The following is a 16,689-nucleotide window of genomic DNA, read 5'->3' as shown; positions in this document are numbered from 1 at the left end:
TTCGTCGAAGGACAGCTCCCGCGTGACCAACCGTGCCAGTTTGAGCTTGGATGTAAGGGTGCCCACTCTACGCTAGATCGTTCCGATTCGCAGGAGGGATTTGACCGCGCGCCGCTCGTTCATGGCGGTATAGGCCTCGACGATGCCGTTGAGATCGGTGGCAAAGTCAAATACTCGCCCCGGGTTGAGGCGGCCTTCGAGAACGTCGTCCAGCAGTTCGGGGATGTATCGCCGCACGGGCGATACGCCGCCGCGCAATCCGATGTTGCGGAAAATAACGGTCTCGATCGGCACCTCGACGCCGTGTGGGGCACCAATAGCACCGACAATCGAGCCGACTCGGGCAATGCTGAACGCCGTGGCCATGGACTGTCCAGTGCCGACGCATTCGAGCGCAGCGTCCACGCCGATGCCATCGGTCATCTGGAGGATTTTCTCGGTTGCCTCATCGCCGCGCTCAGCGAGGATGTCGGTCGCGCCGAATGACCGGGCAAGCTCTTGGCGAGCGGGGTTGCGGCTCAAAGCGATGATGCGCTCGGCACCGAGGCGCTTGGCGGCGATCACGGCGCACAGGCCAACTGCCCCGTCGCCGACGATGGCGACCGTGTCGCCATTCTTCACACCGGCGCTTACCGCCGCGTGGTGACCTGTGCACATCACGTCGGAGAGCGTAACCAGGGAGACCATTGTCTCGTCTGAGTGGTCCGAGCCGGGAACACTGACCAGGGTGGCGTCGGCGAGAGGCACGCGCACGGCTTCACCCTGTCCGCCGTCGATCCCGTGATTTCCGAACGAGCCACCGTGGATGCAGTTGGACGGCCAGCCCGCACGACAGTTCGCGCAGGTGCCGTCGCAGTATGTGAAGGGGGCCACAACCAGGGCGCCCTTCTTGATGCCGTGTACGTCTGTTCCGATCTGTTCGACCACGCCGATGAACTCGTGACCGATGGGACCCAGTGCGTGCGGGGACTCGCCACGGTAGTACCACAGATCGGAGCCACAGACACACCCGAGCACGACGCGAACCACGGCGTCGGTCGGTTCTTGGATTTGGGGATCAGGTCGCTCGCCAAGTTCGATGTTCCCTGGTCCGTTGAAGATCGTTGCTCGCATGATCGTTCGTCTCCTCTTGACTATTGACTACGTTTCGCGCCCGGTTCAGCCGGTCCCGTTCGTGGGTGTCACCCCCCCTTCAGGTAGACGTGTGGAATCCGATGATCCCAGGTAATCGCGTGGTGGGGCGGCTGATAGTAAGCAGGTGTCCGACACCCGGCCATCGTATGCCGGGGAGTCCGATCTCGGGTAGCAGACCTCGTCCACGGTGCGTGATGGCGTACGTTTTGGTTGGAGCGCCCCCGCCGCTTCCTCCGCCGAAGTGGCGAGCGGGCGCATGGCTCTGGCCCGCTACTTCCCCAGGTACGCGGTGCACGTGACCTCCACGCGGAGGTCAGGATGGATCAGGGCCGTCACCTGGACGAGCGTGCTTGCCGGTCGGTGCTCGCCGAAGATCCGAATCCGAACGGGGTTGATGACGGCGCGATCGTTCATGTTCGTTAGGTGGATCAGAACGCTCGTCACCCGGGAGAAATCAGCACCGACGTGTGTCAGCACCCGTCCGATGTGTTCGAAAACCTGTTCCGCCTGCCGCGCAGCGTCGCCCTTCCCGACCACGCGGCCGTTCCGGTCCATCGCCACCACCCCGGAGATGTATAGGTAGTCCCCGGCCCGTACCGCGTCGCAGTAGTGGCTGACGGGTTCCGGGAGGAGCCCCGCCAGGCGGATGCGCTGGATGCCGGTCACGGATCGCACCTCCTTCAGGTCCTCGGCGCAGCGTGCTCTTCGCGCTGCCCCGCTGGCATCCCTACGGCCGGGTGCTGCGGATCGCCGAGGCATCGGGAGGCGGTTGCCGACGAGCATAGGGTCAAGGGGTGCGCGGGTCCTATGTTATAATGGGGGCTACCATGCGGTGCCCGAACTGCGGGAAGCGGAGCGTCATCAACCACGTCACGGTCCGCTGGAGCCAGGTGAAAGGGTCATTCCTGCCTGCCCGGGGGCACTACTGCACCGCCTGCAAGACCGCGTTCGAGGATGAACGGACGGGCTCCGCGGACTTCGCCTTCCGATCGGTGCGGGTGGACACGATGACCGATGCCCTCCGCCGCCTCCAGGAGAGCGCAGATGTGGTGATCGTTCGACACAAGGCCGGCGGGCGGGAGGTCCTCTTCTGATCCTCCTGTTCGCCGCGCTCACCGGGTTGGGCATCGGGTGGGCGCGGGGTGGGAGCCTCCGCGCGCTCGGCAGCGTCCCCCTCAAGAACCTCCCGTTCCTCGGCATCGCCGTCCTCCTGGTGCTGGCCGCGCGTGCGGCCTCGGTGCCCCCGGTTCTGGCGCGCGCGTTGTTGGCGGCCGGCGATCTGGGAGCCCTCATCGTGCTCTGGCGAAATCGCCGCCTCCCCTGGATGCCCATCCTGTTCATTGGGCTCGCGCTGAACACGCTGGTGATGCTCGCCAACGGCGGGAGGATGCCGGTGACCGGTCAGGTGCTCGGCTTGATGGCGCTCGGCAGCGGCGATCCGTGGTACACGGCGGCCGGCCGGGGCACCCGGTGGGCCTTCCTCGGGGACGTGCTTCCCGTTCGGGTGGGCGTCCTGGGGGCGGTGGTCAGCGTGGGTGACCTCCTGATGGCGGTCGGGCTGGCCGGATTCGTCGCCCGGCAGATGGGGAGGGAAGCCATCGCTCGCGGGGACGGGCCGCACGTGATCGGTTAGGCGAACATGTGTCCGTATCCCGTGGCCCTCAAGGCAGGGGTCTTATTTTTTTTGGGAATTCGTCGATCCCGATGTCCGCTCATGAAGGAGATTGGGGAATAGTGGAGAAAGGTGGGAGTTCATAGGGACGAGTGGGGAAGAGGATGGGCGGCAGACCGGATGTTCAGGGGAGAAGCGGAATACGCTCTGGACGAGAAAGGGCGGGTGGTGATCCCGCCCAATTTCCGTTCGGTGATGGGGGAGCGCGTGATCGCGACGCGCGGGGCGTCCGACCCCTGCATCTGGGTGTACTCGCAAACCGAATGGCCCTCGGTGGAGGAAAAACTCCGCGCCCTGCCGTTTCGCTTTCGGGACTTCGCCCGGATGATGCGCGCCAGCGCGGACTGTGATGTGGACCGGCAGGGTCGGATCTCGCTCCCGTCGCCCCTCCGCAAGTACGCCCGCATCGCTCGCGCCGTGACGATCATCGGGATGGGCAACCGGTTGGAGATCTGGAGCACGCCGGTCTGGCAGGCCAGACTCAACAGGATCGTGAAGGCACCGCAGGCGCTGGCCAAGCAGATCGAGGAACTGAACCTGTAAGCGTCGCCCCCTGCGGGGATCTGAGGCAGGGGGAACCGATGAAAGTTGGTGTGACGGATCCGTGGCGGTCCTGTGGATGAATCCGACAGCAGGGTCTCGTGAAACCTCAGCGCACATCCCGGTCCTGGTGGACGAGGTGCTCGCCGTGCTGGCGCCGCGCCCGGGGGCGGTGATCGTCGACGCCACCATCGGCGACGGGGGGCACGCCGAGGCGTTGCTGGAGCGGATCGCGCCGGCGGGGCGGCTGATTGGGCTGGATCGCGACGCCGACGCCGTGGAGCGGGCGGAGGATCGGCTGCGCCGGTTCGGCCAGAACCTCGTCGTGCGCCAGGCCAGTTTTGCCGAGCTGAATGCGGTGCTCGATGAGATGGGAGCGGGGTTGATCGACGGGGTGCTCTTCGACTTGGGGGTTTCGAGCCGGCAGCTCTTCGAGCCGGAGCGCGGGTTCAGCTTCGACCGTCAGGGCCCCCTGGACATGCGCATGGACCGCGGGCAGACGGTGACGGCCGCGGAGCTGGTGAACACCCTGCACGAGCGCGACCTGGCCGACCTCATCTACCGCTACGGGGAGGAGCGCGCGTCCCGCCGGATCGCCCGGCAGATCGTCGCCCGGCGGCCCATCACCACGACGCGCGACCTTGTGCGAGCGGTCGAGTCGGCGATGGGGGGCGGACGGGGGCGGCACCATCCCGCCACCCGGACGTTTCAGGCGCTGCGCATCGCGACGAACCAGGAGGTCGAGGCCCTCGAAGCCGGGCTCCCCCAGGCGATCGGCCGGCTCCGTGCCGGAGGGCGGATCTGCGCGATCGCCTTTCACTCCATCGAAGATCGGATTGTCAAGCAGACCTTCGCGCGGTACGCACGGGGGTGTACCTGTCCTCCGGGTGTGCCGGTGTGCGTGTGCGGCGGTCGACGTCTGCTGCGCGTGATCACGAAGAAGCCCGTCACCCCCTCGCTGGCCGAGGTGCGCCAAAACGCCCGGGCCCGGAGCGCCCGGCTTCGCGCGGCGGAGCGGCTGGACGAACCGTTTCCCCAGCCGGCGGGCGGCCCGGCGCCTTTGCGGGGGGCGGCATGAACTCCCCGGCTCGGTCACACACACCATCGTCCCCCTTGCTGATCCCGGAGCATTGGGGCCCACGAGGGAAGGAGGCGACCCGGCGTCGGCGGAGACGTTCCCCCATCACGCTCGTCCTCACGTTCGCAGCACTGGCCGTGCTCCCACCCATCGCATACATCGCAGCCACATCCAATGCCGCACACATCGGTTACCGGATCCTGCAGCTCACGCAGAACATCGCCGCGCTTGAGTCCGAACACGAGCGTCTCCAAGCCATCGCCTCCTCCCTCCGGGCCCCGCTTCGAATCGAGCAGATCGCCACCACCCGCATGGGGTTGCGGGCCCCGAGGGCGGAGCAGATCGCCGCCCTCCCGCTCTCCCCGACCGCACCGCGTCAAGGGGCCTCGCGGCCGCCTGGGCTGTGGGAGCGCATCGGGGCCTACTTCCATCGCAGCGAGGCGGCGGCGGCAGAGCCCCCGCAATGACCCCCCGGGCCGCGCCCGCCGCACAGGACGCGTCACGGTGGCGGCTGATCGTGGTCTTCGTGGCGTGGGTGGTCGCGTTCGGGCTGCTCTTCGGTCGCCTGGTCGACCTGCAGGTGGTCCGGGCGCGCAGCCTGCAGCGGCTGGCGATCAGCCAGCAGCTGGAGTCGCTGAAGCTGCCGGGACGACGCGGGGACATCGTCGACCGCGCCGGGCGGCGGCTGGCCGTCAATATTTTCGTCGACTCCATCTACGCGATTCCCCGGGCGATCCCGGACCCCGCGGCCTTCGCGCGGGAGGTGGCGCCCGCGCTCCATCTGACCCCGGCGGAGGTAGAGCTCCAGCTGCGGAGGGGCGGCCCGTATTTTACCTGGCTGGCCCGCCGCCAATCCCCTGAGACGGTTGAGGCCGTTCGCGCGCTCCAGCTCGGGGACGCGGTCGGGGTTCTCCCCGAGGCCCGCCGCGTCTACCCCGCCGGGCCGCTCGCGGCGAGCGTGATCGGATTCGCGGGCACGGACGACGCCGGCCTGGCCGGTCTCGAGCTGGAGTACGACGGCATCCTGCGCGGGGTCGAGGGGATCGGCTCGGCCCACCGCGACGCCATCGGCCGTGAGCTCGTGCAGACGCAGCGCATCCTCACGCCGGCGCGCGACGGGGACACGCTCGTCCTGACCTTGGACGAGATGATCCAGCACATCGCCGAGCGCGAGCTGGCCCGAGCGGTGCAATCCGCCAGCGCCCAGGGCGGCACCGCGATCGTGATGGACCCCACCACCGGGGCGATCCTTGCGCTGGCGACGTATCCCACCTTCGACCCGAACCGGTTCCAGGCGGTCCCCTCCGCCAGCTGGAAGGACCGGGCCGTCTCCGACGTCTACGAGCCGGGGTCGACGTTCAAGCTGATCTTGGCCGCGGCGGCGCTGAGCAGCCACGCGGTCCGCTCGCAGGAGAAGTTTCCCGATCCCGGCAAGATCCGGATTAACGGCGCCACGATCCACGACGCCGAGCCGCCCGAGCACAGCCCGCTCAACCTGGCGGAGATCGTGAAGTACTCGAGCAACGTGGGCGCCGCCCAGGTCGCCACCCGGGTGGGGAAGCAGCGGCTGTACGGGTACATCCTGCGGTTTGGGTTCGGGCACCCCACCGGGATCGATCTCCCGGGGGAGGGGGCGGGGATCATCCGGCCGACGAGCCAGTGGCTGGGACCTTCCCTGCAGAACATCGGGTTCGGCCAGGGCATCTCCGTCACGCCGATCCAGCTCCTCGTCGCCGCCTCGGCGTTTGCCACCGGCGGGCTCGCCGTCCACCCGCACGTCGTGGAGGCGATCCGCGACGCGGCGGGGCACCCGATCGATACGCCCGGCGCGCTCCCCCCGCACCCGGTGATCGAGCCCCGGGTGGCCGACGAAGTGCTGGCGATGATGCGGGAGGTGGTGGCGGGGGGAACCGGGACCAACGCCCGCCTGGCGGGGTACACGGTGGCCGGCAAGACCGGGACCGCCCAGCGCCCCAGCCCCACGGGAGGGTACGAGCCCGGCGCCTACGTCTCGTCGTTTGTGGGGATGGTCCCGATCCCGTCCCCCCGGCTCGCCATCTTGGTGATTGTGGATCGGCCGCGGGGGGTATATTTCGGGGGGGACGTGGCCGCTCCGGCGTTCCGCGAGATCGCCCGGCAGGTGTTGTGGTATCTGCGCGTGCCGCCGGCCGAGTCCCCCGAATGATGTCTAGGAACCGGCCGAAGTTGCTAATATATCAGTAGATGGCGGGATACCCGAAGGCGGCGGGGCCGGGGCGGCGGCAGGCAGGACCCGGCTCAGGATGGATGCGCGGGGGGCGCTCGATGCGGTTGACCGATCTGCTCGCGGGGACGGAGCCGGCCTGCTCGCTACAAGGACCCCCCGACCTCGAGATCTCAGGGCTTGCCTACAACTCGAACGCGGTGCGCCCGGGCGACCTGTTCGCCGCGGTCCGGGGATTCGTCCACGACGGCCACCGCTACGCTGCCGATGCCGTCCGCCGCGGAGCCGCGGCGGTCCTCGTCGACCATGCGCTCCCCGATCTCGCGGTGGCCCAGGTCGTCGTGCCCGACACGCGCCCGGCCCTCGCCGCGCTGGCCGCGCGGTTCTACGGCGATCCGTCGCGGCGGCTGTGGGTGTGCGGGGTGACCGGCACCAACGGCAAGACGACCACGACCTATCTCATCAACGCGGTGTTGAGTGCCGCGGGTCACCGCACCGCGGTGATTGGGACGATCGGCGTCGAGGCGAACGGCGTCTCGGTGCCGTTCGAGATGACGACCTCCACCACGCCGGAGGCCCCCGACCTGCAGCGTCTGCTGGCCGACCTCTGCGGGGCGGGCGTGGGCGATGTGGCGATGGAGGTGACCTCGCACGCGCTGGAGCTGCACCGGGTCGCGTCGTGCCGGTTCCGCGCGGGGGTCTTCACGAATCTCACCCAGGATCACCTGGATTTCCACGGCGATCTGGACCGCTACCGCGACGTCAAAGCTCGGCTGTTCGCCATGGTCGATCCCGACGGCGCCTGCGTCGTGAACGCGGATGACCCCAGCGCGGCGGCGATGGCCGCCCGGAGCCGTGCGCGGGTCGTCACCTACGGGATCGACGCGGACGCGGAGGTCCGGGCGACCGATCTCTCCCACGAGCCGAACGGCACGCAGTTCTCGGTGGCCTGGCCGGGCGGTCGGCAGCGGCTGGCGCTGCGGCTGCCCGGACGGTTCAACGTGTCGAACGCCCTCGCCGCGTTCGCCGTGGGGCTGGCGCGCGGTGTATCGCCGGACGTGATCGCCTCGGCGCTGCGGACGGTGGCGGGGGTGCCGGGGCGGTGCGAGGTGGTGGACGAGGGCCAGCCGTTCGCCGTCCTCGTCGACTACGCGCACACTCCGGACAGCCTGGAGAAGATCCTGCGCCTGGCGGCGCAGGTGACCCGGGGCCGCCGGATCGTGGTATTCGGCTGCGGCGGGGACCGCGATCGGACCAAGCGGCCGATCATGGGGCGGATCGGCACCGACCTGGCTGACTACGCCGTGTTCACGTCGGATAATCCGCGGGGCGAAGATCCCGTGGCAATCATCCGCGAGATCGAGGCGGGGGCCGGCGACGCGGGCAACTTCGAGAGTATCCCGGATCGACGCGCCGCGATCGAACGCGGGATCGCCGTCGCCCGGCCGGGCGACGTGGTGGTGATCGCCGGCAAGGGGCACGAGCCGTACCAGATTCTGAAGGACCGGATCGAGGTCTTCGACGACCGGCAGGTCGCGCGCGAGGTGCTGCGGGCGCGCCGGGGCGGGGTGGGAGTCGGACGCTGATGGGCGCGCCGATGGAGGAGGAAATCGCGGGTGCGACCGCGCTGACCGCAGCCGAGGTGGCCGCGCTCGTCGGCGGCACCCTCGCCAGCGGCGAGGGCGGGACGCCGCTCGCCGGCGTCGCGATCGACAGCCGGGCCGTGGCGCCGGGGATGCTGTTCGTCGCGCTGACCGGCACCCGCACCGACGGGCACCGCTACGTCGGCGAGGCGCTGCGCCGCGGCGCCGGGGGGGCGCTGGTGTCCCAGCCCGTGCCGGGCGCGCCGCGTGCGGCGGCGATCATCCTCGTTCCCGACGCCCTGCGTGCTTTTCACCGACTGGCCAGGGGCATCCGCGACCGAAGGACGCTTCGGGTCGTGGGCATCACCGGCAGCGTGGGGAAGACCTCGACCAAGGAGATGGCGGCCGCCGTGTCCGGGCAGCGGTTTCGCACCGCCCGCACCCCGGAAAACTGGAACACCGAACTCGGGGTGCCGCTCGTGCTGGCCAACCTGCCCGCGGACTGCGAGGTGGCGGTGCTCGAATTGGCGATGCGCGGGCCGGGACAGATCCGCGAGCTCGTCGAGATCTCCGGTCCGAACATCGGCGTGATCACCAACGTCGGCGAGTCGCACATGGATTTCTTCCCCAGCCGCGAGGCGCTGGCGGCCGCGAAAGGCGAGTTACTGGAAGGGCTGCCCGCCGGCGGCGTCGCGGTCCTCAACGCCGAGGATCCGCTGGCGATGTCGCTGGCCCCGCGCACCCGAGCCCGGATCCTCTCCTTCGGGGGCCGGGACGGCGACGTCCGCGCCTCGGCGGTCGAGGTGCGGCCCGAACGCGGCAGCCGGTTTCGCCTGCACACGCCGTCGGGCGATGTGCCGGTCGCGCTGGGGGTGCCCGGCAGCCACTCCATCCTGAACGCGCTCGCCGCCGCGGCGGTGGGCGTCGCCCTGGGGGTCGGCCCGGAGGCGATCGCGCGCGGGCTGGCGGAGGCGCGGCCGCTGCCGCGCCGGCTGGAACCGCTGCGGGTGGGCGGGATCACCCTGCTCAACGATGTCTACAACAGCAGCCCGCAATCGATGCACGCGGCCTTCGACGCCCTGGAGGAGATCGAGGGCGCGCCGCGGATCGCGGTGCTGGGCGACATGAAGGAGCTCGGCGTCCACGCCGTCGAGGCCCACGAGCGGGTCGGCCGCGAGGCGGCCCGTCGGCGGATCGACCTCCTCATCGCCTTCGGCCCGCTGGCCGCGACCCTCGCGGCGGCGGCCCGGGCCGCGGGCGGGCCGCGGGTGGTGCACACCGACGACCCCGACGCCGTGGTGGCGCTCCTGCGGGCCGAGCTGATCCCGGGTGCGGTCGCGTTGATCAAGGGCTCGCGGGCGATGGAGATGGAGCGGATCATCGAAGCCCTCCGCCGGCCGGAGCCGACGCGCGCGCCGGGGAAGGGGAGCGGGGCGTGACGCCGTTTCTGGCCGCGGGAGGCATCGCCGCGGCGCTGACGCTCGTGGGGGGCGGTCCGGTGATCGGCTGGCTCCGCGGGGTGGGCGCCGTCCAGGCGATCCGGGCGGACGCCCCGGCCCGGCACGGGGAGAAGGCCGGCACGCCGACGATGGGTGGGGTGTTGATCATCGGCGCGGCCGTCGTGTCCGCGCTGGGCGTCGGGCTGGCGGCCCTGGGAGCCCCGCCCGACCTCCTGATCGCGCTCGGGGTGATCGTGGTGTTTGCCGCGATCGGCGGCGCCGACGACGCCATCGGGATCGCCCGCGGCCGCAACCTGGGGCTGCGGGCGCGGGAGAAGCTGCTGCTCCAGATCCCGGCCCCGCTGCTGCTCGGCGCCTACGCCGTGGCCCACCCGCATTTGGGGTCGGCGCTGGCCGTGCCGGGGACGCACCTGTCGGTGACGCTGGGCTGGGGGTATCCGCTCTTCGCCATGCTGCTCGTCGTCGGCATGGCCAATGCCGTCAACCTCACCGACGGGCTCGATGGGCTGGCCGCGGGCAGCGTCGCCATCGCCGCCCTGGCCCTCGGGGTCCTCGCCGCGCGGGCGGGGGCGGCGCCGGTCGGCGTCCTCTGCGCCGCGGTGGCGGGGGCGGCGCTCGGCTTTCTCTGGTTCAACGCGCACCCGGCGGGGGTGTTCATGGGGGACGTCGGGTCGCAGGCCCTCGGCGCCGCGCTGGCGGTGGCCGCGATCCTGGCGAAGATGGAGCTCGCGGCGCTGATCGTGGGCGGCGTGTTTGTCGCCGAGGCCGTCTCGGTGATCCTTCAGGTGACCTCGTTTAGGACGACGGGCCGCCGCCTGTTCCGGATGAGCCCCGTCCACCACCACTGCGAGCTGCTGGGGTGGACGGAAACGCAGACGGTGGTGCGGTTCTGGGTGTGCGGCGCGCTGCTGGCGGCGATCGGGATGGGGTTGGGCGCGTGATCGCCGACGTCCTCCGGCGGCTGAGCGGGAAGCGCATCCACGTGATCGGCCTCGCCGGCACGGAAGGGAGCACCGTCGTCGAGTTCCTCCTGGACCGCGGGATGACGTCGATCACCGCGCACGATCTCGAGACGCGCGAAGGGTTTCCGGACGCCTTCCGCCGCTACCACGCCTGGATGGCCCCGGCCGCGCAGGCGGCGGCGATCCAGCGGCTGCTCGCCGCGCCGATCGAGCGGCGGTTCGGCGATCGATACCTGGACGGGTTGGACGGGGCGGAGATCATCTACGCCGGCCAGGCGTGGTTCCGGCATCCAGAGAACCAGCCGGTGGCCCGCGCGCGGGATCGCGGCGTGCCGCTCAGCAGCATGACCGCGCTGTTCTTCGAGACCGTCCCCTGCCCGATCCTCGGCGTCACGGGCACGAACGGGAAGTTCACGGTGGTCCACCTCGCGGCGCAGATGCTCGAGGAGAGCGGGCGGCGGACGTTCGTGACCGGCAACGATCGCACCCACGTGCCGATCCTCTCCCGGCTGGCGGAGGTGACGCCGGAGGCGGTCCTCGTCCTGGAGATCAGCAACCGCCAGCTGGTGGGGCTGCCGTACAGCCCGAAGATCGCGGTGCTCACCAACCTCGCGCCGCACCACCTCGACGATCACGGCTCGTTCGAGGCGTACGTGCGGGTGAAGGCCGGCATCTTCGCCCATCAGCGGGCCGGGGACTGGGCCATTCTGAACGCCGACGACCCGCAGTCCCGGGCACTTGCCTCCGAGTGCCGGGGGCGGGTCCTCACCTTCAGCCGCCTGGGGGCGGTGGAAGAGGGGGCGTGCGTCGTCGACGGGCAGATCACGGTCCGGCTGGGGGGGAGGGAGGACCGGCTGATCGCGGCGCGCGACCTTGCGGTCCCCGGCGCGCACGCGCTCGAGAACGCCCTCGCCGCGGCCCTCGCCGCGCGGGCGGCGGGCGCGAGCCCGGCGGCGGCGGGTAGGGTCCTGCGGGCCTTCCGGGGGCTGCCCTACCGGATGCGGCTCGCCGCGGAGATCGCTGGGGTCCGGTACTATGAGGATTCGCTGGCCACCAACCCCACCGCGGCGGCCGCCGCGATTTCCGCGTTTGAGGGGCCGCTGGTGCTGATCGCTGGCGGACAGCGCCCGGGTGGGCAGGCGGAGGACTTCCGCCCGATGGCCGCGGCGCTTGCTCGGCGGCCGGTGCGCGCGGTCCTGTTGATCGGCGCGATGGCACCGCGGATCCGGGAGGCGCTCGAGGCCGCCGGCGTCCAGGACCCCGTGGTCGAGTGCGGCACGCTCGCGGGGGCGGTCCGCGCGGCGCGCGAGGTCGCGCGGGCGGGGGACGTGGTGACGCTCTCCCCGGGGTGCGAGAGCTTCGACCAGTTCCGCGACTACCGCGATCGGGGCGATCAGTACCTGGCGCTGGTGGGGGCGCTCGCCGGCGAGGCCACATCCGGGGTGGGAGGGGCCGGACGATGGACCTGATCCACCGCCGCGGACCGGCGTGGGGGCTCTTTGTCATCGCGCTCGGGCTGACCTGCGTCGGCGTCGTGATGGTCTACAGCGCGAGTTCGGTCGCGGCCCAGGCTCAGTTCCACGACGGCGCCTTCTTCCTGAAGCGCCAGCTCATCTACGCGGTCATCGGGCTCGGCGCGATGTCGGTGGCGTGGCACGTCCACTACCTCAGGCTCCGGCGGTGGACGATCCCGCTGCTCGCCCTCGCCATCGCCGCGGTGATCCTCGTGCTCTTCCCCCACATCGGCCGGGTCGCCGGCGGCGCGCGCCGGTGGCTGTCGCTGGGGGGCGTCTTCAACTTCCAGCCCGCGGAGCTGGCGAAGCTCGCGACGATCCTCTACCTCAGCAACTTCCTCGCCAACCGCGGCGAGCGGGTCCGCGAGTTTGGGGCGGGGCTGCTTCCGCCGCTGATCGTCTTCCTGGTTCTCGGCGCCGCGATCCTCAAGCAGCCCGACCTGGGCTCGGTGCTCGTGCTGGGGCTCATCACCGTGGTGATGCTGTTCTTGGGGGGGGCGCGCGTCTGGCACCTGCTGCTCGTGAGCGCGGCCGCGGTCCCGCTGGGGCTGGTCGTCATCCTGCGCGAGTCCTACCGCAGCAGCCGGCTGCTGGCCTTCCTCGATCCCTGGAAGGACCCGCGCGGCACGGGGTTTCACATCATCCAGTCGCTCCTCGCCCTGGGCTCCGGGGGGCTCGTCGGCCTCGGGCTCGGCCACAGCCAGCAGAAGTTCTTCTACCTGCCGGAGCGCCACACCGACTTCATCTTCGCGATCATCGGCGAGGAGCTCGGGCTGGTGGGCACCACCGCGATCATCCTGCTGTTCGTCCTCGTGGTCGTCTGGGGATACCGCATCGCGTCGCGGATCCCCGACCGCTTCGGGATGCTGCTGACCTCCGGCCTGGTGACGATGCTGGTGGGCCAGGCGGCGCTGAACATCGGCGTCGTCTCCGGCGCGGTCCCCGTGACCGGCGTGCCGCTCCCGTTCATCAGCTTCGGCGGATCCTCGCTCGTCTTCAGCTTTCTCGCCATCGGCATCCTGCTGAACCTCTCCCAGTACGCCCATCGCCCCGAGCCGGTCGCGGCGGAGCGGCCGCCCTCCAAGCCGCGGCGCGCGGCGTGGGCGCGCCCATGAACATCATGCTGGCCGGCGGGGGGACGGGGGGCCACGTCTACCCGGCGCTGGCCCTGGCCGAGGCGTTCCAGCGGCACGATCCCGCGACCCGTCTCGTGTTTGTGGGGAGCGGGGGAGGGATGGAAGCGCGCCTGGTGCCGGCGTCCGGCATTCCCTTTGTCGGCCTGGCCGTCCGGCCGCCGAGGAGCCTGGCGCCGCTCCGGGTGGCCTGGTCCGGAGCGACCGCCGTCCTCAGCCTGGGGCAGGCGGTGGGGGCGGTGGCGCGGTTTCGGCCCGCCGCGGTGATCGCCACCGGCGGGATCGCCGCGCTCCCTCCGGTGCTGGCGGCCGCCGTCCTCAACGCGCCGGTCGTGGTGCTCGAGGGCAACGCGGTCCCCGGTCGGACGAACCGGATCCTGGCGCGGTACAGCCGGGTGGTGGCGGTGGCGTCCGAGGCCGCCGCGTCGCGCCTGCCGGCCGGGCGCACGGCGGTGACCGGGCTGCCGGTCCGGCGGGAGGTGCTCGCGGCGACGCGCGACGACGGCCTGCGCGCGTTTGGGCTCGCCCCCGATCGGCGGACGGTCCTGGTGGTCGGGGGCAGCCAGGGGGCCGCCCGGTTGAACCGGGCGGTGGAAGAGGCGGTGGGGCGCCTCGCCCCGCGCCGGGATCTGCAGATCCTCCATCAGATCGGTCGGGGGTGGAGCGGGGCGGCGCCCGATCGGCCGGCGCCGGCGCGGGCCGATGGAGTCGGATACGTGCGCCTGCCCTACCTCGAGCGGATCGGCGCGGCCTACGCGTGCGCCGATCTCGTGGTCAGCCGGTGCGGCGCCAACGCGCTCGCCGAGATCACCGCGTGCGGCCTGCCGTCGATCCTCGTCCCGTATCCCTACGCGGCCGACGACCACCAGTCGCACAACGCCGCCCCGCTGGTTGCCGCCGGCGCGGCGAGCCTGCTGCGCGACGAGGCGCTCACCGGCGAGGCGCTGGCCGGCGAGATCACGGCGCTGGTCGATGCGCCGCCGCGGCTCCGGGCGATGGCCGCGGCCTCGCGCGGCCAGGGGCGGCCGGACGCCGCGGAGCGGATCGTGGCGCTCGTGGAGCGAATCGCCCACCCGGTCCGCGAGGAGGTGTGCGGATGATCCCCACGGGATCGCGCGTGCACTTCGTCGGCATCGGCGGGGCCGGGATGAGCGCGATCGCGTCGGTGTTGATCGCCCGCGGCTTTGTCGTCTCGGGCTCAGATCTCCGGGAGAGCGAGGTCACCAAGCGCCTGCGGGCCGCGGGGGCCCGGATCGAGATCGGCCACGCCGCGGCGAACGTCGCCGACGCGCAGGTGGTGGTGACCAGCCGGGCCGTGCCGGAGGGGAACGTCGAGGCGCTGGCGGCGCGTGCGCGCGGTGTCCCGGTCCTGCACCGGGCGGTGATGCTGGCGGGGTTGATGGAGGGGATGCGGAGCACGGCCGTGGTCGGGACGCACGGGAAGACCACGACCACCTCGATGATCGCGCGGATCCTGGAGCGCGCCGGAAGGGACCCGACGGTGCTGATCGGCGGCGAGGTCGATGACTTCGGCGGGAACGCGCGCGCGGGCGTGGGCCGGGACCTGGTCGCGGAGGTCGACGAGAGCGATGGGTCGCTGCTCCAGGTGTCGCCGGAGATCGCGGTCGTCACCACCGTCGATGCCACCGATCACCTGGACTACTACGGCTCGGCCGAGCAGGTGCTGGAGACGTTCCGGCGGTTCCTCGACCGGCTGCCGCGGCAGGGGTTCGCGGTGGTCTGCGCCGATGCGTCCGCGGGGCGGGCGCTGGCGGAGGGGTTCGGGGGGCGCGGGGTGACCTACGGCCTGGTGGCCGGGGCGACGTACACCGCGGAGGCCGTGGAGATGGTCGGGGCGCACACCGTGTTCCAGGCGCACCGGGGCGGGGCGGCGCTCGGTGAGGTGACCCTGGCGGTCCCGGGAGCCTACAACGTCCAGAACGCACTCGGCGCGCTGGCCGTCAGCCTGGAGCTGGGGATCCCCTTTGGGATCGCCGCCTCGGCGCTCGAGGCGTTTCGCGGCGTGCAGCGGCGGTTCACGGTGCGGGGGGAGGTGGGCGGCGTCCTGATCGTCGACGACTACGCGCACAACCCCACGAAGGTCGGTGCCCTCCTCCAGGCGGCCCGGCAGTGCTGGCCCCACTCCAGGATCATCGCCGTCTTCCAGCCCCACCGGTACAGCCGCACGCAGACCGTGGGGCCGCAGTTCGCCGGGGCGTTCGACGCCGCGGACGAGGTGATCATCACGGAGCTCTACGGCGCGGACGAGACCCCGATCGCGGGGGTCGATGCCGGCATCATCGTCCGCGCGGTCGGCGCGCGCCGGCCGGTCGAGTTCATTCCCGACGCCGCGCAGGTGGCCCCCGCGCTGGATGGGCGCCTCCGTCCCGGAGACCTCGTCTTGACGATCGGGGCGGGCGACGTCTGGAAGATCGGGGACGCCATCGTCTCGCGGCTGCGCGCGCGGGAGGTCGGCGCCCCGCGTGGCTAAGGCGGTGTCCGACACGCTGGCGAGCCATTTGGAGCGGCTGTGCCCGGGCGGCGTGCGCGTCGACGAGCCGCTGAGCCGCCACGTGACGTTCCGCATCGGCGGGCCGGCCGACATCCTGCTCCTGCCCGGCTCGCTCGATCAGCTCGCCGCCTCGGTGGCGTGGCTGTACCGGGAGGGCCTGCCGTTTGTGATCCTGGGACGCGGCAGCAACGTCCTCGTCGCCGACCGCGGGGTGCGCGGCGTCGTCATCAAGACCGGCCGCGGGCAGGAGGCGGTTCGGTACGAGGACGCCCGCGTCGCCGCGGAGTGCGGGGTCAGCCTGCCGCTGCTCAGCCGGGCCGCTTCGGCCCGCGGCCTCAGCGGGCTCGAGTTCGCCGCGGGGATTCCCGGGTCGATCGGCGGGGGCGTCGTCATGAACGCGGGCGCGCATGACCGCTGCATCGCGGACGTCACCACCCGGGTGCGGGTGCTGACCCCCGCGGGCGAACGGCGGTGGACCCGGGAGGAGATGGGGTTTCGGTACCGGCACAGCCGACTGCAGGAGGATCCCGGCATCGTGCTGGAGGTCGAGCTGACCCTGCTCCCGGCCGATCCCGCCGAGTGCCTCGCCCGTCTCGACGCGTGGCTGGAGACCCGCAGCGACACGCAGCCCCTCGGACCGCCCAGTTCGGGGTGCGTCTTCCGCAACCCGGAGGGGGATCACGCCGGGCGGCTGATCGACGCAGCGGGGGCGAAGGGCCTGCGCGTCGGCGGAGCGGTGGTGAGCGATCGCCACGCCAACTACATCCTGAACGCTGGGGGCGCCCGGGCGGCGGAGGTGCTGACGCTGATCGAGCAGGTCCGCTCGCGCGTGCGCGAACGGTCGGGGGTCGACCTCCGGCCGGAGATCAAACTCGTCGGGGAGTTCGACCCGGCATGA

At 71.5% G+C, this 16,689-nt stretch carries 16 protein-coding genes; 14 read left to right on the top strand and 2 right to left on the bottom strand.

From position 1 onward, the window contains the following. Positions 1-72: 72 nt before the first annotated feature. A complete protein-coding gene (locus VKV57_08560; GenBank protein HLW59962.1) occupies positions 73-1,113 on the bottom strand; it encodes a zinc-dependent alcohol dehydrogenase family protein in 1,041 nt (346 codons plus the stop codon). A gap of 291 nt (positions 1,114-1,404) precedes the next feature. Further along, a complete protein-coding gene (locus VKV57_08555; GenBank protein HLW59961.1) occupies positions 1,405-1,809 on the bottom strand; it encodes a RidA family protein in 405 nt (134 codons plus the stop codon). Positions 1,810-1,961: 152 nt separating this feature from the next. Between VKV57_08555 and VKV57_08550 the strand changes: the two genes are divergently transcribed. The 14 genes from VKV57_08550 (at position 1,962) to murB (ending at position 16,689) form a co-directional block, all read left to right on the top strand. Continuing rightward, a complete protein-coding gene (locus tag VKV57_08550) occupies positions 1,962-2,228 on the top strand; it encodes a hypothetical protein (GenBank protein HLW59960.1) in 267 nt (88 codons plus the stop codon). A 26-nt stretch (positions 2,229-2,254) separates the two neighbouring features. Beyond that, positions 2,255-2,767 carry a DUF5317 family protein gene (locus VKV57_08545; protein ID HLW59959.1) on the top strand — a complete coding sequence of 171 codons (513 nt, stop codon included), beginning with the start codon at positions 2,255-2,257 and terminating at the stop codon, positions 2,765-2,767. Between the two features lie 111 nt (positions 2,768-2,878). Further along, positions 2,879-3,349, top strand: a complete 471-nt coding sequence (mraZ, locus tag VKV57_08540) for a division/cell wall cluster transcriptional repressor MraZ (GenBank protein ID HLW59958.1) — start codon at positions 2,879-2,881, stop codon at positions 3,347-3,349. 76 nt (positions 3,350-3,425) lie between these two features. Beyond that, complete coding sequence (rsmH, locus tag VKV57_08535) at positions 3,426-4,424, top strand: 16S rRNA (cytosine(1402)-N(4))-methyltransferase RsmH (protein ID HLW59957.1); 999 nt, start codon at positions 3,426-3,428, stop codon at positions 4,422-4,424. Positions 4,425-4,561: 137 nt separating this feature from the next. Further along, entirely contained in the window at positions 4,562-4,891 is a 330-nt protein-coding gene (locus tag VKV57_08530; protein ID HLW59956.1) for a hypothetical protein, read from the top strand. Further along, positions 4,888-6,609: a penicillin-binding transpeptidase domain-containing protein gene (locus tag VKV57_08525; GenBank protein ID HLW59955.1), complete on the top strand. Its 1,722-nt coding sequence runs from the start codon at positions 4,888-4,890 to the stop codon at positions 6,607-6,609. Before VKV57_08530 ends, VKV57_08525 begins: the two co-directional genes overlap by 4 nt. A gap of 119 nt (positions 6,610-6,728) precedes the next feature. Then, positions 6,729-8,213: a UDP-N-acetylmuramoyl-L-alanyl-D-glutamate--2,6-diaminopimelate ligase gene (locus tag VKV57_08520; GenBank protein ID HLW59954.1), complete on the top strand. Its 1,485-nt coding sequence runs from the start codon at positions 6,729-6,731 to the stop codon at positions 8,211-8,213. Further along, on the top strand, positions 8,213-9,649 hold the full coding sequence (gene murF / locus VKV57_08515) for a UDP-N-acetylmuramoyl-tripeptide--D-alanyl-D-alanine ligase (GenBank protein HLW59953.1): 1,437 nt from the start codon (positions 8,213-8,215) through the stop codon (positions 9,647-9,649). Before VKV57_08520 ends, murF begins: the two co-directional genes overlap by 1 nt. Continuing rightward, positions 9,646-10,611: a phospho-N-acetylmuramoyl-pentapeptide-transferase gene (gene mraY / locus VKV57_08510; GenBank protein HLW59952.1), complete on the top strand. Its 966-nt coding sequence runs from the start codon at positions 9,646-9,648 to the stop codon at positions 10,609-10,611. Before murF ends, mraY begins: the two co-directional genes overlap by 4 nt. After that, positions 10,608-12,101 (top strand): UDP-N-acetylmuramoyl-L-alanine--D-glutamate ligase, encoded by a 1,494-nt coding sequence (murD, locus tag VKV57_08505; GenBank protein ID HLW59951.1) that lies wholly within the window; start codon positions 10,608-10,610, stop codon positions 12,099-12,101. Before mraY ends, murD begins: the two co-directional genes overlap by 4 nt. After that, positions 12,092-13,261: a putative lipid II flippase FtsW gene (ftsW, locus tag VKV57_08500; GenBank protein HLW59950.1), complete on the top strand. Its 1,170-nt coding sequence runs from the start codon at positions 12,092-12,094 to the stop codon at positions 13,259-13,261. The genes murD and ftsW overlap by 10 nt, the downstream gene beginning before the upstream one ends. Next, positions 13,246-14,379 (top strand): undecaprenyldiphospho-muramoylpentapeptide beta-N-acetylglucosaminyltransferase, encoded by a 1,134-nt coding sequence (murG, locus tag VKV57_08495; protein HLW59949.1) that lies wholly within the window; start codon positions 13,246-13,248, stop codon positions 14,377-14,379. Before ftsW ends, murG begins: the two co-directional genes overlap by 16 nt. Continuing rightward, the gene (gene murC, locus VKV57_08490; protein ID HLW59948.1) at positions 14,376-15,770 is read left to right on the top strand and encodes a UDP-N-acetylmuramate--L-alanine ligase; all 1,395 of its coding nucleotides are present in this window, start codon (positions 14,376-14,378) and stop codon (positions 15,768-15,770) included. Before murG ends, murC begins: the two co-directional genes overlap by 4 nt. After that, positions 15,763-16,689 (top strand): UDP-N-acetylmuramate dehydrogenase, encoded by a 927-nt coding sequence (murB, locus tag VKV57_08485; GenBank protein HLW59947.1) that lies wholly within the window; start codon positions 15,763-15,765, stop codon positions 16,687-16,689. The genes murC and murB overlap by 8 nt, the downstream gene beginning before the upstream one ends.

The sequence above is a fragment of the bacterium genome (genome assembly GCA_035307765.1).
Classification (GTDB): Bacteria; Sysuimicrobiota; Sysuimicrobiia; order Sysuimicrobiales; family Segetimicrobiaceae; genus Segetimicrobium.
This window is presented reverse-complemented; position numbering and strand designations above follow the sequence as displayed.

Excerpts from the sequence above, each read along its gene's own strand:
- rsmH (HLW59957.1), top strand. The coding sequence starts at position 3,426 with ATGAATCCGACAGCAGGGTCTCGTGAAACCTCAGCGCACATCCCGGTC.
- murC (HLW59948.1), top strand. The coding sequence starts at position 14,376 with ATGATCCCCACGGGATCGCGCGTGCACTTCGTCGGCATCGGCGGGGCC.
- VKV57_08525 (HLW59955.1), top strand. The coding sequence starts at position 4,888 with ATGACCCCCCGGGCCGCGCCCGCCGCACAGGACGCGTCACGGTGGCGG.
- VKV57_08550 (HLW59960.1), top strand. The coding sequence starts at position 1,962 with ATGCGGTGCCCGAACTGCGGGAAGCGGAGCGTCATCAACCACGTCACG.
- VKV57_08520 (HLW59954.1), top strand. The coding sequence starts at position 6,729 with ATGCGGTTGACCGATCTGCTCGCGGGGACGGAGCCGGCCTGCTCGCTA.
- ftsW (HLW59950.1), top strand. The coding sequence starts at position 12,092 with ATGGACCTGATCCACCGCCGCGGACCGGCGTGGGGGCTCTTTGTCATC.
- murF (HLW59953.1), top strand. The coding sequence starts at position 8,213 with ATGGGCGCGCCGATGGAGGAGGAAATCGCGGGTGCGACCGCGCTGACC.
- VKV57_08560 (HLW59962.1), bottom strand. The coding sequence starts at position 1,113 with ATGCGAGCAACGATCTTCAACGGACCAGGGAACATCGAACTTGGCGAG.